We start from the raw sequence: 14,465 nt of genomic DNA on the forward strand, positions 1-14,465 counted from the left end.
ACGCGGATCCCACCACCCGCTCCCGCGCAGGTCAACGGTCCTGACGCGGGCGGCGCCGCGGGCGGTGACCGGTTCCACATCACGGCTGGGCCGCGACGTGATCCCCGGCCTACCGGCGGCGGGCGCGCGCTGGCAGGATCGCGGGCATGTTCACGGCACTGACCCGCATCGGCGGACGGCGCGCCCTCACGGGCTCGGCCGTCGCCCTCGTGGTGCTGGCCGTGCTGCTGTGGTGGCTTCAGCCGCTGGGCAGGACGCCGCCGAGCGGGCAGATCAGCTTCGGGACCGGCACCAAGGCGGGCGTGTACCAGGTGTACGGCGAGCACCTGAAGGACAAGCTGGCCGTCGACATGCCGGATCTCGCGGTGGACCTGGTGGAGAGCCGGGGGTCCGGACAGAACGTGGCCATGGTCGCCACCGGCCAGGTGCAGTTCGCCGTCGCCGCGGCGGACGCGGTGGAGGACTACAAGCGCCGTGACCTGAAGGGCGCGCGGCAGCTGCGCGGTGTGGTGCGCCTCTACGACGACTACGTCCACCTCGTCGTGCCCGTCGGCTCGAACGTCCGGCGGGTCGCCGACCTCGAGGGGCTCCGGGTCGGCACGGGCCCGGAGAACTCCGGCGTGCGGCTGATCGCCGAGCGTGTCCTGGAGGCGGCCGGCCTGGACCCGGAGCACGACATCGTGCCGCACCGCCACGGCATCGACGAAGGCCCCGACCAGCTCAGGAAGGGCCGGCTCGACGCGTTCTTCTGGTCGGGCGGCATCCCCACCCGGGGCCTGGTGGACCTGGCCGAGGACTTCGACTACCGCTTCGTGCCCATCGACAGCCGCCTGGTCGCCGACCTGCACCGCCAGGACCACTCGCTCGACCACTACCGGACCACCACCCTGCCGGAGTCGGCCTACCGGAAGGCGATGAACGGCAGACCGGTGGAGACCCTGGCCGTCCCCAACCTGCTCATCACCCGCGACGACGTGGATCCCGAGCTCACCGAGTGGGTGACCCGCACGGTGATCGACAGCCGGGACGAGATAGGCGAGGTGGTGCACTCGGCCCAGCTGGTCGACGTGCGCACGGCGATCGACACCCACCCGGTGTCGCTGCACGCGGGGGCGCTGCGCTACTACCGGTCGGTCAAGCCGTAGGGCCGGAGCGGGGCACGCTCACCGTCGCCCGCAGCCCCCGCGGCTCGTGGTGGGCGAAGTCCAGCGAACCGCCCGCCGCGGCAAGCAGCGCCTTGGAGATGGACAGCCCCAGTCCGGAGCCCTGGATGTTCTGGTGGCGTCCGCTGCGCCAGAACCGGTCCCCGACGCGGGCGAGTTCGTCGTCGGTGAGGCCCGGTCCCTCGTCGGTGACCTGGACCCGGACGGTCCGGCCGTTCGCGGTCACCGTCACCCGCACCTGGCCGCCCGCGGGCGTGAACTTGACCGCGTTGTCGATCACCGCGTCCAAGGCGCTGGAGAGGGTCACCGGGTCCGCCCAGGCGGTGGTGGCGGGGCACTCGCCGGTGAGCCGGACGCCCTTGGCCTCGGCCGCGGGCGCCCAGGCGGCGACCCGTTCCCCGGTGAGCGCCCCGATGTCGGTGAGGCCCAGGTCGGGCTCCGCGTGTTCGGCGAGCGCCAGGTCGAGCAGGTCGTCGAGGACGTGCGCCAGCCGCTTGCCCTCGGTGCGCACCGAGGCGATCTCCTCGTTGCCCTCGGGCAGTTCCAGCGCGAGGAGTTCGATCCTCAGCAGCAACGCGGAGAGGGGGTTGCGCAGTTGGTGGGAGGCGTCGGCCACGAAGGCGCGCTGCTGTTCCAGCACGTCCTCGACGTGGTCCGCCATCTCGTTGAACGACCGCGCCAGCCGCTGCAGTTCGGGGGGCCCGCCGGCCGCGGCTACCCGGGACTTGAGGCGGCCGGTGGCGATGTCGTGGGTGGTCGCGTCCAGGATCCGGACCGGCCGCAGCACCCAGTGGGTGAGGCGGAGCGCGGCGCCCACGGCGACCAGCATGGCGGCGAGTTCCCCGGCGGCGATCACCAGCCAGCCCCGCAGGGTGCGGTCCCGCATCCCGCCGGTGGGCGAGTCGGTGACCACCACGGCGACCACGTCACCGTCCCGGATCACCGGCGAGGCGACCACCAGCCGCCGGTCCTGCCAGGGCCACACCTGCGCCGGGTCGTGGCTGCGGCGGCTCAGCAGCGCCTCGGCGAAGGCGGCGCGCACCTCGCCCCCGGCGGGTAGCCGCCAGTCGCCGGGCGACGAGGTCAGCACCTCGTCGTTGCGCAGGAAGACGCCCGCCCGGATGCCGTAGACGGCGTGGTAGCTGTCGAGTTCGCGTTCCAGCTTGGCGCCGCGCTCCCCCGCCGCGTCCTCGGTGACGTCACCGGGCGCCAGGGTGCCGACGAACTGGGACAGGGCGGCGAAGCGGGCGGTGTCGTCGATGCGGTCGACCACCACGCGCTGCTGCTCGGCGGCGGCCACGCTGATCGCCAGGGGCACGCCCAGGGCCAGCAGCACGGCTGCCATCAGGACGATCAGCAGCGGAAGAAGCCTGGTGCGCACCCGTCCCCTAGGCGGCCGGGGCGACGAGTCGGTACCCGACGCCGCGAACGGTCTCTATCAGCGTCGGCCGGCGCAACTTGGAGCGGAGCGAGGCGACGTGCACCTCGAGAGTACGCCCGGTCCCCTCCCAGCTGGTACGCCACACCTCGCTGATGATCTGCTCGCGCCGGAAGACCACGCCGGGGCGCTGGGCGAGCAGGGCGAGCAGGTCGAACTCCTTGCGGGTCAGGGCCACCGCGGCCCCGTCGACCGTGACCTGCCGGGTGGAGAGCTCGATCCGTACGGTGCCCAGTTCGATCACGGTGGTGTCGGCGTCGGGCGCGTTGTCCTCGGAGGCGCGGCGGCGGCTGACCGCGTGGATGCGGGCGAGCAGTTCCCCGGTGTCGTAGGGCTTGACCACGTAGTCGTCGGCCCCGAGGTTGAGGCCGTGGATGCGGGAGCGGACGTCGGCCCGGGCGGTCACCATGATCACCGGGGTGCTGGTCCGCTTGCGTATCCGCCCGCAGACCTCGAAACCGTCCTGGTCGGGCAGGCCGAGGTCGAGGAGGACGACGGCGAAGGCGGGCCCGCCCGGCACGAGCGCGCGCAGCGCCTCCTCGCCGTTGCGGGCGTGGGTGACGGTGAACCCGTGGCGGGCGAGGACCGCCGTCAGGGCCGCCGCCACGTGGTTGTCGTCCTCGACGAGCAGCAGTCTCATGTCGTTCGGCCCTCCCTTCGGCCGTCCCGCCCCTACGCGCGTTACGTCCGGGCTTCCTATCGGGTACCACCCGCTGAACAGGTTTAGGAGCTACGGGGAGGGTTTCGTTACCCACCCGGTACGGAGCAGGACGTCCCAACTACGGCTTGTGTCCGTTTGCTATCCGATCGTGATGCTCAATTTCCGCTCAGAAGTAATGCGCTGGTAGGACCGGGTTATTAAGGTCCACCGGAAACCGAGGAGGACGGAGCCAGCAAACGATGACCGATGTAACGGTGGCCAAGGACGATGCGGCCCCGGTCGGCGATCTCGTGGTCCTGAAGGACGTCAACAAGCACTTCGGCGCTTTGCACGTGCTCCAGGACATCGACCTGACCATCGCCCGCGGTGAGGTTGTCGTGGTGATCGGGCCTTCCGGGTCCGGCAAGTCCACTCTGTGCCGCACCATCAACCGGCTCGAGACCATCGACTCCGGGTCGATCACGATCGACGGCAAGCCGCTGCCCGCCGAGGGCAAGGAACTGGCCCGCCTGCGGGCCGACGTCGGCATGGTCTTCCAGTCGTTCAACCTGTTCGCCCACAAGACGATCCTCGAGAACGTCACCCTGGGCCAGGTCAAGGTCCGCAAGACCGACAAGAAGGTGGCCGAGGAGAAGGCGCGGGCCCTGCTCGACCGGGTCGGCGTCGGCGCGCAGGCGGACAAGTACCCGGCCCAGCTCTCCGGCGGCCAGCAGCAGCGTGTCGCCATCGCGCGGGCGCTGGCCATGGAGCCGAAGGTGATGCTCTTCGACGAGCCCACCTCGGCCCTGGACCCCGAGATGATCAACGAGGTCCTCGAGGTCATGCAGCAGCTCGCCCGCGACGGCATGACCATGATCGTCGTCACGCATGAGATGGGCTTCGCCCGGTCGGCCGCGAACCGGGTGGTCTTCATGGCGGACGGGCGGATCGTCGAAGAGGCCGCTCCGGAGCAGTTCTTCAGCAACCCGCGCAGCGACCGGGCCAAGGACTTCCTGTCCAAGATCCTGCACCACTGAGGCAATCCGCCGGGGGCACCCACCGCTCCGGCACCCGCGCCGCCTCCCGTCACCCGGGTTCGTCCGGGGATGGGTCGTACCTCTCCTCATCACGCAAAGGATGTTCACCATGCAGCTTCGTAAGGTCACCGCCGCCTCCGCGGCCGTGCTCGCCCTGGCCCTGACCGCCACCGCCTGTGGTGAGGGCGCCGCCGAGAAGGACGCCAAGGGCGGCTCCGAGGGCGGCAAGGGCTCGATCACGATCGGCATCAAGTTCGACCAGCCGGGCCTGGGCCAGAAGACCCCGCAGGGCTACGCCGGTTTCGACGTCGACGTCGCGAAGTACGTGGCCAAGGAGCTCGGTTACTCCGAGGACCAGATCGAGTTCAAGGAGTCGAAGAGCGCCGACCGCGAGAACATGCTCGCGCGCGGTGACGTCGACTTCATCGCCGCCACCTACTCGATCAACGACGAGCGCGAGCAGAAGGTCGACTTCGCCGGCCCGTACCTCCTCGCCCACCAGGACCTGCTGGTCCGCGCCGACGACGACTCCATCAAGTCGGCCGAGGACCTGAACAGCAAGAAGCTCTGCTCGGTGACCGGTTCGACCTCCGCGCAGAACGTCAAGGAGAGCCTGGCCCCCAAGGCCCAGCTGCAGGAGTACCCGACCTACTCCGCCTGCCTGACCGGTCTGCAGAACGGCGCCGTCGACGCGCTGACCACGGACGACTCGATCCTCGCCGGCTACGCCGCGCAGGACGCGCACAAGGGCAAGTTCAAGCTCGCCGGCCTCGAGCTGTCGAACGAGAACTACGGCATCGGCGTCAAGGAGGGCAGCGACCTCAAGGCGAAGATCAACTCCGCCCTGGAGAAGATGGTCTCCGACGGTTCGTGGGACAAGGCGGTCGAGGCCAACTTCGGCCCCGCGAACTACGAGAACGAGCCCGCGCCGAAGATCGGCGACATCAAGAAGTAACGTCCAGCGGCTTCACCACGGCGGTCCTCGTCCTCCCGGCTCCGGCCGGGAGGACGGGCCGCCTGCCCTGAGCCAACCGACACGCGGAAGCGCGGGAGATCGTGTTCGACTTTCTTGAAGGTTACGACCTGCTGGGAGCCTTCTGGCTGACGGTGCAGCTCACCGTCTTCTCGGCCATCGGCTCCCTGGTGTGGGGAACCCTGCTGGCCGGCATGCGGGTGGGTCCGGTGCCGCTGATGCGCGCCTTCGGCACCGCGTACGTGAACTTCGTACGCAACATCCCGCTCACCGTGGTGATCCTGTTCAGCTCGCTGGGACTCAACCAGACGCTGCGGATCGAGCTCTGGGGCGACGGCGTCATCGACGTCGTCAACTTCCGCCTGGCGGTGCTCGGCCTGATCCTCTACACCTCGGCGTTCGTCTGCGAGGCGCTGCGTTCGGGCATCAACACCGTGCCGGTCGGACAGGCGGAGGCGGCACGCGCCCTCGGCCTCAACTTCGGCCAGGTGCTGAGCACGATCGTGCTCCCGCAGGCCTTCCGTTCGTCGGTGGGCCCGATGGCCAACGTGCTGATCGCCCTGACCAAGAACACCACGGTGGCGGCGGTCATCGGCGTGGCCGAGGCCTCGCTGCTGATGAAGGAAATGATCGAGAACGAGGCGCAGCTGGTGCTGATCGGCGCGGTGTTCGCCTTCGGCTTCGTGTGCCTGACGCTGCCCACCGGCCTGCTGATGGGGCTGCTGGGCAAGAAGGTGGCGGTGAAGCGATGAGCGCGTCGGTTCTCTACGAGGCCCAGGGGCCCCGTGCCAAGGCCCGGAACGTCGTCTACACGGTCGTCTTCCTGGTCGCCGTGGCGCTGCTGCTGTGGTGGGTCTACGGCGCCCTGAAGGAGAAGGGCCAGCTGGAGTGGGCCCTGTGGTCGCCGTTCTTCACGACCGAGGCGTGGACCACCTACCTGCTGCCGGGCCTGAAGAACACCCTGCTGGCCGCGGCGCTGGCGCTGGTGATAGCCCTGCCGCTCGGTGCCGTCCTCGGCATCGCGCGGATGTCGGACCACGCCTGGATCCGGGTGCCGGCCACGGTGGTCGTGGAGTTCTTCCGCGCCATCCCGGTGCTGATCCTGATGGTCTTCTGCCTGCAGTTCTACTACCTGTACACCGGCGTGAGCGTCGACTCGCGACCGATGTACGCGGTGGTCACCGGTCTGGTGCTCTACAACGCCTCGGTGCTCGCGGAGATCGTGCGCGCCGGTATCCAGTCCCTGCCCAAGGGACAGTCCGAGGCCGCCATGGCCATCGGCCTGCGCAAGAACCAGATGATGCGGATCGTGCTGCTGCCGCAGGCGGTCACCGCGATGCTGCCCGCCATCGTCAGCCAGCTCGTGGTGATCGTGAAGGACACCGCGCTGGGCGGCGCCATGATGACCTTCCCCGAGCTGCTGTCCAACGCCACCACGATGAGCTCGTACTACGGGGCGAACATCATCCCGTCCCTCACGGTGGCGGCGATCATCTTCATCCTGGTGAACTTCGCCCTCACCTCCTTCGCCGGCTGGCTGGAGAAGCGTCTGCGCCGGGGCAAGAAGTCCACCGGCGCCGTCGTCGCCGCCGACTCGGTGGCCGAGCTGTCGACGCCGGGCGAGCAGCAGGACGTCAAGAAGACTCTGTGATCGAGCCGGCGCCGAAACGGACCTGACACCACGTCGGTCCCACGACGTCCCTGGTGACACGGGAAGCATCCGACGGAGGCAGTGGCGGGCTCGCCACTGCCTCCGTCGCTTGACGCGGACACCTGCAATGGGTTGCATAACCATGTGATCGCGCACTCCGCTCCACCCTCCTCCGCTCCTGTGCTCGTCGTGGGCGCGGGTCCGGTGGGGCTCACCCTCGCGCTCGCGCTCGCGCGGCAGGAGGTCCCCTCGGTGGTCCTCGGCGAGGGTCAGGGCGGCGCGGAGCTGCGTCCGGCCCGCACCGCCGTGCTGCATCCGGACACCGCGGCGCTGATCACCCGCGTCACCGGCGGCGGCCTCGGCCGGCTGGGTCTGCGCTGGAGCGGCTGGCGCGCGCTGCGCGGCCGCCGGACGGCGTTCGAGACGGACTTCGGCGACGACGCCCCCCTGCATCTTCCGCAGCACGCGCTGACCGGCACCCTGCGTGCCGCCGCCGAGCGGGAACACCTGGTCACCCTGGCGCCGGCGAACCGGCTGGACTCGCTGGAACAGGACGGCTCCGAGGTGCGCGCCCGGGCCGCCGGAACCTGGTGGCGCGGCAGCCATCTGGTGGGCTGCGACGGCGCCCGGTCCACGGTCCGCAAGCTGCTGGACATCCGCTTCCCCGGCCGCACCGCCGTCGAGCGTCACGCGGTGGCGACCCTGCGCGCCGGCCTGCCGTGGGCCGGTGAGGGCCTGCTGCACCGGAGCCCGCCGTGGCGGTCCTCGGTGCCGTTCTCCGGCGAGGTGGTCGCGCGCCCGCTGCCGGACGGGGCGTGGCGGCTGGACTGGCTGATGCCGCCGCCGCGTGATCCCGCGGTCCACCTGGTCACGCCGGACGTGCTGGTGGCGCTGGTGCGCGAGACGCTGGCCGGCTGGGAGGGCGCCGACCTGCCGCCGCGGTACGAACTGCTCGACACCGGGGTCCACACGGTCCACCACCGGCTGGCCCGGCGCTGGCGCAGGGGCAGGGTTTTCCTGGCGGGCGACGCCGCCCACCTGCTGGGATCGCTGGGTGGCCAGGGGCTGGAGGAGGGTCTGCGGGACGCCGAGAACCTGGCGTGGAAGCTGGCCTTCGTGCTGCGGCACCGGGCGCCCGAGTCGCTGCTGGACACCTATCAGACCGAGCGCCGGTCGGTGGTCGCCGCCCGGCTGCGCGCCGCCGACCAGGCGCTGCCCATACTGCGCGGCGGCGGGCTGCGGGCCTACGTACCGGGGACGGCGCGTGCCCAGGACGCCCTGCTGGTCGACGGTCACCTCGGGCGGGGCTCGCTCGGCGGGCCGGGCGGGTACGGCTCCTCGCCGCTGCTCCCCGCGCCGACGGAGGCGGACGTCGTGGTGGACACTCTGCCCGGCGAACTGGCCGCGGACGTGCGGGTCACCGCGGAGGACGGCACCTCCACCGGGCTGTGGGAGCGGTTGGGGCGGGGCGCCTTCCCGGTGGTGCTGGTGGCGCCCGGCACCGGGGTGTGGGACAGGCGGCACTGGGCGGGGGCCGGGATCATGCCGGCGCTGGCCGAGGCGGTCCGGACCCTTCCGGCTCCGGCGGAACTGCTGGTCACCGAGGCGTATCCGGGCGCGCCCGCGCACACGGTGCTGCTGATCCGCCCGGACGGCCGCCTGGTCACCGCCCTCGGCGGCGTCCGCCCGGCCGAGTTGCGCGCCGCGGCGGAGGCGGCGACGGGAGCGGGACCGGCGCTCCCCTCCCCTGCGGCACCGGAGCCCGACCCCGCCGAGCAGGCGGCAGCACGCTGACCGCGGGCCGCCGGCACCCGGCCTGTGCCGCCGACGGCCTCGCCTCCGCCGTTGCCGCAGGGGGCGAGCCACGCCGCCCGGCCCGGCTCGACTGCCTTGCCTCAGGCCGCCCTGCCGGCCGCCTCGGCCACTGTCTCGCCCGGCCGGCGTCGACCGGATGCCTGCGGTCGGCTGCTGTCGTGCGGGTCGGCCGCTCTCGGCCGAACGCATCTGCAGCTTGGCGGCCACTTCGGTCGGGCCGACCACTTCGGTCGGGCGGCTACTTCGGTCGGGTTGACTACTTCGGTCGGGCCGACTACTTCGGTTCGGTAGCGATCTGGATGAGGTTGCCGCAGGTGTCGTCGAAGACGGCCGTGGTCACCGGCCCCATCTCCAGCGGCTCCTGCGTGAAGCGGACGCCGAGGCCGGTCAGGCGCTCGTACTCCGCGGTGACGTCCGCGACGGCGAACTGGGCGAGCGGGATGCCGTCCGCCACGAGCGCGTCGCGGTAGGGCTTGACGGCCGGGTGGCCGGCGGGCTCGAGCAGCAACTCCGTGCCGCCGGGCTCGTCGGGCGAGACGACGGTCAGCCACCGGTCCTTCTCGCCCACCGGGACGTCGTGCTTCTTCACGAAGCCGAGGACCTCCGTGTAGAAGCGCTCGGCCTTGGCCTGGTCGTCGACGAAAACGCTGGTGAGGTGGATCTTCATGAGGAGTCGCTCTTCCCGGGTGCGGAGGTGTCGGGCAGCGGCCACCGCTCGGCGATCTGCCGCAGCGGGGCCGTGTTCAGGTCGTGGAACTTGTAGCGGCCCTCACGCCTGGTCTCGACGAGCCCGGCGGCCTCCAGCAGAGCGAGGTGCTGCGAGACGGCCTGACGCGAGATGCCGAGCCGGTGCTTCATGCTCAGCCGGGAGCAGAGCTCGAACAGCGTCTGGCCGGACTTCTCGGTGAGTTCGTCGAGGATGGTGCGGCGCGTGGGGTCGGCCAAGGCTTTGAAAAGGTCGTCGGCCACACCCTCATGATAGGCAAGCCATCACTTGCCTATCAACCGGGCGTGCGTACTCAGTCGACGTCGTCCCCCGGATACCCGGAGAGCTCGTCGAGGTCGGTGTCCTCACCTTCCGCCTCGAGCGCCTCGCGGACGACCCGCAGGGCCATGCCCTCGGGATAGCCCTTGCGGGCCAGCATCCCGGCGAGGCGGCGTATGCGCCGGTCGCGGTCCAACCCCCGTGTGGACCGCAGCTTCCGGTCGACCAGCTCCCGGGCGGTGGCCGCCTCCTGGTCGCTGTCGAGCTGGGAGACCGCTTCGTCGATCAGCGAGGAGTCGACGCCCTTGGTCCGCAGCTCACGGGCGAGGGCGCGGCGGGCCAGGCCCCGGCCGTGGTGGCGGGACTCCACCCAGGCGTCGGCGAAGGCGCCGTCGTCGATCAGGCCCACCTCCTCGAAGCGGCTGAGGACCTCCTCGGCGACGTCGTCCGGGATCTCCCGCTTGCGCAGGGCGTCGGCAAGCTGCTTCCGGGTCCGCGGGGACCCGGTGAGCAGGCGCAGGCAGATGCCCCGCGCCCGCTCGGCCGGATCCCCGCGGTCACCGTCGTGAGCGATGCGATCGACCTGCTCGCCGCGTGTCCCGCGGCCCTGACGACTGCCGCGACCGGGACGACGGGCCGGACCGGGCGGGCCGGACCCGTCGTCGGGGCCGGCCGGCTCGGCGGCCCATTCGGCTCGGCGTGTCATCGGGTCAGCTCTTGGCCGCCGCGGCCTTCGCCTTGGTGGTCCGGGCCGCGGGAGCCGGGACCGCCTTGGCGGCGTCCGCACCCTCGGCGCCGGCCGGCTCGGCGGCCGCGTCCTTGGCGGCCTCCTCCTCGGTCGGCTTGATGACGCCCAGCTTGGTCTTGATCTTCCGCTCGATCTCCTCCGCCAGGGCGGGGTTGTCCTTGAGGAAGTTGCGGGCGTTCTCCTTGCCCTGGCCGAGCTGGTCGCCCTCGTACGTGTACCAGGCGCCGGCCTTGCGGACGAAGCCGTGCTCCACGCCCATGTCGATCAGGCCGCCCTCACGGCTGATGCCCTGGCCGTAGAGGATGTCGAACTCGGCCTGCTTGAAGGGCGGGGCCACCTTGTTCTTGACCACCTTGCAGCGGGTGCGGTTGCCGACCGCGTCCGTGCCGTCCTTCAGGGTCTCGATGCGGCGGATGTCGATGCGCACCGAGGCGTAGAACTTCAGCGCGCGGCCACCGGTCGTCGTCTCCGGGGAGCCGAACATGACGCCGATCTTCTCGCGGAGCTGGTTGATGAAGATCGCCGTGGTCTTGGACTGGTTGAGCGCGCTGGTGATCTTCCGCAGCGCCTGGCTCATCAGGCGGGCCTGCAGACCCACGTGGCTGTCACCCATCTCGCCCTCGATCTCCGCGCGCGGGACCAGCGCCGCGACGGAGTCGATGACGATCAGGTCGAGCGCGCCGGAGCGGACCAGCATGTCCACGATCTCCAGCGCCTGCTCGCCGTTGTCGGGCTGCGAGAGGATCAGGTTGTCGACGTCCACGCCCAGCTTGCGCGCGTACTCGGGGTCGAGCGCGTGCTCCGCGTCCACGAACGCGACCTGGCCGCCGGCCTTCTGCGCGTTGGCCACCGCGTGCAGGGTCAGCGTGGTCTTGCCGGAGGACTCCGGGCCGTAGATCTCCACCACTCGGCCGCGCGGCAGGCCGCCGACGCCGAGCGCCACGTCCAGGGCGGTCGAGCCGGTCGGGATGACCTCGATGGGCTCCTGGGTGCGGTCACCCATGCGCATGACCGCGCCCTTGCCGAATTGCCGTTCAATCTGCGCGAGAGCTGTTTCCAGCGCCTTCTCGCGGTCGGTTCCTGCCATGGGTTCCACCCGGTTTGCTTGAGTCGATCGCTTCACGTCAAAGACGCTAACGCCTGCCACTGACAACGCGCCCCGACGCCCGCCTGCCCTGTGGACAACTCGGGCGCATTTCTCCTCAAACCGTACAGAAGTACCGCTGGAAGACGGGTGCCCGACTGTCACCGGTAGCCCCATAAGAATGCCTGTTCGATTTTTGTGTCAAGTTCACACCCGGGAACGCCGCCAGAGCCGGCGCGCCCTGCGGAAGAGCCCCCGGGCGGCCTCGTCCGCCGTCCTCCGCCGGTGACCGTGCACCCGCGGGTCGTCCGTGACGTCGTACCGCTTCACGTAGGCGCCGAGGAACGCCTGCAGGGTGGCGACCGCCGGGATGGCGATCAGCGCGCCCACCGCTCCCAGCAGGGCGGTGCCGGCGATCACCGACCCGAAGGCCACCGCCGGGTGGATGTCCACGGTCCGCGCGGTCAGCTTGGGCTGCAGCAGGTAGTTCTCGAACTGCTGGTACACCACCACGAAGACCAGGATCCACAGCGCGTACCAGGGGTTGACCGTGAAGGCGATCAGCATGGGCAGCGCGCCCGCCAGGTAGGTGCCGATGGTGGGGATGAACTGCGACACCAGCCCCACCCAGACCGCCAGCACCGGCGCGTAGGGCACGTCGAGCGACTGCAGCAGCACGTAGTGCGCCAGGCCCGAGAACAGCGCCATCAGACCGCGCGAGTAGATGTAGCCGCCGGTCTTGTCGACGGCGATCTCCCAGGCCCGCAGCACCTCCGCCTGCCGGGCCGGGGGCAGCACCGAGCACAGGGCGCGCCGCAGCCGGGGGCCGTCGGCGGCGAAGTAGAACGAGAACAGCGTGACCGTGAGGAGCTGGAACAGGCCGCCGAGGACCTGGGCGGACACGTCGAGCACGCCGCTGGCACTGTCCTCGACGTAGCTGTGCAGCCAGTCCGAGCTGAGCAGGCTCTCCTGGACGTCGACCCGGCGCAGTTCGGTGTCGAAGTGGGCGTTGATCCAGTTGATCACCGAGTCCAGGTAGTGCGGGAAGTCGTCGATGATCTGGATGATCTGGTCGGCGAGCATCGAGCTCATCAGGGTGACGAAGCCGGCCGCCCCGATCAGCACGCCGAGGAAGACCAGACAGGCGGCCACGCCCCGCCGGATCCCGCGGGAGGCCATCCAGCTGACCGCGGGCTCGATGGCGAGCGCCAGGAAGAAGGCGATCAGCACGTTGATCAGCAGCCCGGTCAGCCGGTGGAAGGCCCAGCTGCCGAGCTGGAAGACGGCGACCAGGGAGAGCGCGAGGACCATGGCGCGCGGCAGCCAGCGCGGCATCCGGGCGGCCGACGAGGCGGAGGCGGTGGGCGGAGGGGGAGCGGCGGGCGGGGCTCCGGCCGCGTCCCGCTGCGGTGGCACCCCCGCGCCCGCGGTCTCCGCCGGCGCGTCCGTCTCCTTGCTGCTCGCTGTCCCCTCAGGCCCTGTCACGGGCCAAGTCTCGCCCACCTCGCGGGTGTTCGGACACTTCTCGGCGATTCAGCGCTTTTCCGGCGGGACGTTCATCGCGGTGCAGACCGCCCGCCACACGTCCTTCGCCTCCCAGCCGGCGTCGAGCGCCTGGTGGACGGTGCGTCCGCCGAGCTCCGTCATCACATGGTCGCGCGCGAAGGAGTCGGCGTACCCCGGACCGAAGTGATCCGCCATCCGCTGCCAGAAGACCGTCAACCGCATGCGTCCAGTATCCGCCCTCACGGGTCACATCAGTTCACATCAGTGCCCGGACCCCCGCGGTCACCGCCACCGCGACGCCGACCACCACGAGGAACGGCGCCCGCAGCGCCAGGGCGATCCCGGCGGCCCCCACGCCCACCACCCTGGCGTCCAGCACCAGCTCCCGCCCGTCGGCGAAGGTCTGCTGCGCGGTGAGCGCCGCCAGCAGGGCCACGGGCAGCAGCGCGGCCAGCCGCCGCACCAGCGGCCGCTCCAGCACCTCACCGGGTACCAGCAGGCCCGCCAGCTTCACGGCGTAGCAGCCGACCGCCGTCAGCCCGATCGCGATCCAGACGTTCACGGCCGCCCCTCCTCGTCCTCGGCCCCGCCCTCGGCACGGTCACGGGGCCCACCCTCGGCACGGTCACGAAGCCCGCCCTCGGCGCGGTCCTCGCCCCTGTCGTGGGCCGGGCCCTCCGCGCCGGGGCGCCGTCGGCCCCGCACGTACAGCACCACCGGTGCCGCCAGCGCCGCCACCAGGACCGGCACGCCCGCCGGCAGCACCGGCAGCAGCCCCAGTCCGAGCACCACCGCGACGGCGGCCACCCACCGCTCCTCCGCGCCGCGCAGCATGGGCGCCAGCAGGGCCAGGAAGACCGCGGGCCCGGCGGCGTCCAGCCCCCAGGCGTCGGTGTCCCCGATGGCCTCGGCGCCCAGCGCGCCCAGCAGCGTCGTCAGGTTCCACAGCACGTAGAGGGTGACGCCGGTGACCGTGAACCCGATCCGCGCCGCCCGCCGGGTCGGCTGGGCGAGCGCCACCGCCGTGGTCTCGTCGATCACCCATTGCGCCGCCGCGGGCCGCACCGACCGCCGCAGGGCCAGGAGCTGCGACAACCGCAGCCCGTAGAAGGCGTTGCGCACCCCGAGGAAGAACGCGCCGGCCGCGGCCGTGAAGGGGTTGCCGCCCGCGGCGAGAGCGCCCACCAGAGCGAACTGGGACGCGCCGGTGAAGATCAACAGGCTGGTGAGACAGGTCTGCAGCAGGGTCAGTCCGGCGCCCGCGGAGGTCACCCCGAAGGCGAAACCGGAGAGCCCCACGGCGACGCCGACCCCGAGGGCGTCCCTGACCACCGCCGCGTCGGGCTTGGCGTCATCCGGTTCCGGCCGGCCCGAGGAGGCCGCGTGTGCTGTTTCGTGTGCCACACACGCACCTTAGGAAAAGCG

The 14,465-nt window shown here is 71.3% G+C and carries 16 protein-coding genes; 6 read left to right on the plus strand and 10 right to left on the minus strand.

Annotated elements, in window-relative coordinates:
- The first annotated feature begins 146 nt into the window (after positions 1–146).
- Complete coding sequence (locus ACWD3O_RS11170; protein ID WP_451415679.1) at positions 147–1,145, plus strand: TAXI family TRAP transporter solute-binding subunit; 999 nt, start codon at positions 147–149, stop codon at positions 1,143–1,145.
- Here the strand turns inward: ACWD3O_RS11170 and ACWD3O_RS11175 are convergent.
- The gene (locus ACWD3O_RS11175) at positions 1,135–2,544 is read right to left on the minus strand and encodes an ATP-binding protein (protein WP_451415680.1); all 1,410 of its coding nucleotides are present in this window, start codon (positions 2,542–2,544) and stop codon (positions 1,135–1,137) included. The two genes, ACWD3O_RS11170 and ACWD3O_RS11175, sit on opposite strands and share 11 nt — an antisense overlap.
- A gap of 7 nt (positions 2,545–2,551) precedes the next feature.
- Positions 2,552–3,241 carry a response regulator transcription factor gene (locus ACWD3O_RS11180; protein WP_451409078.1) on the minus strand — a complete coding sequence of 230 codons (690 nt, stop codon included), beginning with the start codon at positions 3,239–3,241 and terminating at the stop codon, positions 2,552–2,554.
- Positions 3,242–3,501: 260 nt separating this feature from the next.
- Between ACWD3O_RS11180 and ACWD3O_RS11185 the strand changes: the two genes are divergently transcribed.
- The 5 genes from ACWD3O_RS11185 to ACWD3O_RS11205 all read left to right on the plus strand — a co-directional run bounded on the left by ACWD3O_RS11185 (position 3,502) and on the right by ACWD3O_RS11205 (position 8,696).
- Positions 3,502–4,278 carry an amino acid ABC transporter ATP-binding protein gene (locus ACWD3O_RS11185; protein WP_356133797.1) on the plus strand — a complete coding sequence of 259 codons (777 nt, stop codon included), beginning with the start codon at positions 3,502–3,504 and terminating at the stop codon, positions 4,276–4,278.
- A gap of 109 nt (positions 4,279–4,387) precedes the next feature.
- Positions 4,388–5,233 (plus strand): glutamate ABC transporter substrate-binding protein, encoded by an 846-nt coding sequence (locus ACWD3O_RS11190; protein WP_451415681.1) that lies wholly within the window; start codon positions 4,388–4,390, stop codon positions 5,231–5,233.
- Positions 5,234–5,334: 101 nt separating this feature from the next.
- On the plus strand, positions 5,335–6,003 hold the full coding sequence (locus ACWD3O_RS11195; RefSeq protein ID WP_451409075.1) for an amino acid ABC transporter permease: 669 nt from the start codon (positions 5,335–5,337) through the stop codon (positions 6,001–6,003).
- On the plus strand, positions 6,000–6,902 hold the full coding sequence (locus ACWD3O_RS11200; RefSeq protein ID WP_451409074.1) for an amino acid ABC transporter permease: 903 nt from the start codon (positions 6,000–6,002) through the stop codon (positions 6,900–6,902). Before ACWD3O_RS11195 ends, ACWD3O_RS11200 begins: the two co-directional genes overlap by 4 nt.
- Positions 6,903–7,046: 144 nt before the next feature.
- Positions 7,047–8,696, plus strand: a complete 1,650-nt coding sequence (locus tag ACWD3O_RS11205; protein ID WP_451415682.1) for an FAD-dependent monooxygenase — start codon at positions 7,047–7,049, stop codon at positions 8,694–8,696.
- A 295-nt stretch (positions 8,697–8,991) separates the two neighbouring features.
- Here the strand turns inward: ACWD3O_RS11205 and ACWD3O_RS11210 are convergent, their stop codons facing one another.
- From ACWD3O_RS11210 to ACWD3O_RS11245, 8 genes are all read right to left on the minus strand, one after another.
- Positions 8,992–9,384, minus strand: coding sequence for a VOC family protein (locus ACWD3O_RS11210; RefSeq protein WP_451409072.1), 393 nt, complete (start codon positions 9,382–9,384; stop codon positions 8,992–8,994).
- Positions 9,381–9,686 (minus strand): ArsR/SmtB family transcription factor, encoded by a 306-nt coding sequence (locus ACWD3O_RS11215; RefSeq protein ID WP_451409071.1) that lies wholly within the window; start codon positions 9,684–9,686, stop codon positions 9,381–9,383. Before ACWD3O_RS11215 ends, ACWD3O_RS11210 begins: the two co-directional genes overlap by 4 nt.
- A 50-nt stretch (positions 9,687–9,736) precedes the next feature.
- The gene (gene recX, locus ACWD3O_RS11220; RefSeq protein ID WP_451415683.1) at positions 9,737–10,408 is read right to left on the minus strand and encodes a recombination regulator RecX; all 672 of its coding nucleotides are present in this window, start codon (positions 10,406–10,408) and stop codon (positions 9,737–9,739) included.
- Positions 10,409–10,412: 4 nt separating this feature from the next.
- Positions 10,413–11,537, minus strand: coding sequence for a recombinase RecA (recA, locus tag ACWD3O_RS11225; protein WP_451409069.1), 1,125 nt, complete (start codon positions 11,535–11,537; stop codon positions 10,413–10,415).
- A 204-nt stretch (positions 11,538–11,741) separates the two neighbouring features.
- Positions 11,742–12,869: an AI-2E family transporter gene (locus ACWD3O_RS11230; protein ID WP_451415709.1), complete on the minus strand. Its 1,128-nt coding sequence runs from the start codon at positions 12,867–12,869 to the stop codon at positions 11,742–11,744.
- A 198-nt stretch (positions 12,870–13,067) separates the two neighbouring features.
- Entirely contained in the window at positions 13,068–13,262 is a 195-nt protein-coding gene (locus ACWD3O_RS11235) for a DUF3046 domain-containing protein (protein ID WP_451409068.1), read from the minus strand.
- Between the two features lie 34 nt (positions 13,263–13,296).
- The gene (locus ACWD3O_RS11240; RefSeq protein ID WP_451415684.1) at positions 13,297–13,602 is read right to left on the minus strand and encodes an AzlD domain-containing protein; all 306 of its coding nucleotides are present in this window, start codon (positions 13,600–13,602) and stop codon (positions 13,297–13,299) included.
- A complete protein-coding gene (locus ACWD3O_RS11245) occupies positions 13,599–14,444 on the minus strand; it encodes an AzlC family ABC transporter permease (protein WP_451415685.1) in 846 nt (281 codons plus the stop codon). Before ACWD3O_RS11245 ends, ACWD3O_RS11240 begins: the two co-directional genes overlap by 4 nt.
- Between the last annotated feature and the right edge of the window lie 21 nt (positions 14,445–14,465).

This window comes from Streptomyces sp. NPDC002640, assembly GCF_053592575.1.

Excerpts from the sequence above, each read along its gene's own strand:
- ACWD3O_RS11170 (WP_451415679.1), top strand. The coding sequence starts at position 147 with ATGTTCACGGCACTGACCCGCATCGGCGGACGGCGCGCCCTCACGGGC.
- ACWD3O_RS11180 (WP_451409078.1), bottom strand. The coding sequence starts at position 3,241 with ATGAGACTGCTGCTCGTCGAGGACGACAACCACGTGGCGGCGGCCCTG.
- ACWD3O_RS11185 (WP_356133797.1), top strand. The coding sequence starts at position 3,502 with ATGACCGATGTAACGGTGGCCAAGGACGATGCGGCCCCGGTCGGCGAT.
- ACWD3O_RS11190 (WP_451415681.1), top strand. The coding sequence starts at position 4,388 with ATGCAGCTTCGTAAGGTCACCGCCGCCTCCGCGGCCGTGCTCGCCCTG.
- ACWD3O_RS11200 (WP_451409074.1), top strand. The coding sequence starts at position 6,000 with ATGAGCGCGTCGGTTCTCTACGAGGCCCAGGGGCCCCGTGCCAAGGCC.
- ACWD3O_RS11210 (WP_451409072.1), bottom strand. The coding sequence starts at position 9,384 with ATGAAGATCCACCTCACCAGCGTTTTCGTCGACGACCAGGCCAAGGCC.
- recX (WP_451415683.1), bottom strand. The coding sequence starts at position 10,408 with ATGACACGCCGAGCCGAATGGGCCGCCGAGCCGGCCGGCCCCGACGAC.
- recA (WP_451409069.1), bottom strand. The coding sequence starts at position 11,537 with ATGGCAGGAACCGACCGCGAGAAGGCGCTGGAAACAGCTCTCGCGCAG.
- ACWD3O_RS11230 (WP_451415709.1), bottom strand. The coding sequence starts at position 12,869 with ATGCCGCGCTGGCTGCCGCGCGCCATGGTCCTCGCGCTCTCCCTGGTC.
- ACWD3O_RS11235 (WP_451409068.1), bottom strand. The coding sequence starts at position 13,262 with ATGCGGTTGACGGTCTTCTGGCAGCGGATGGCGGATCACTTCGGTCCG.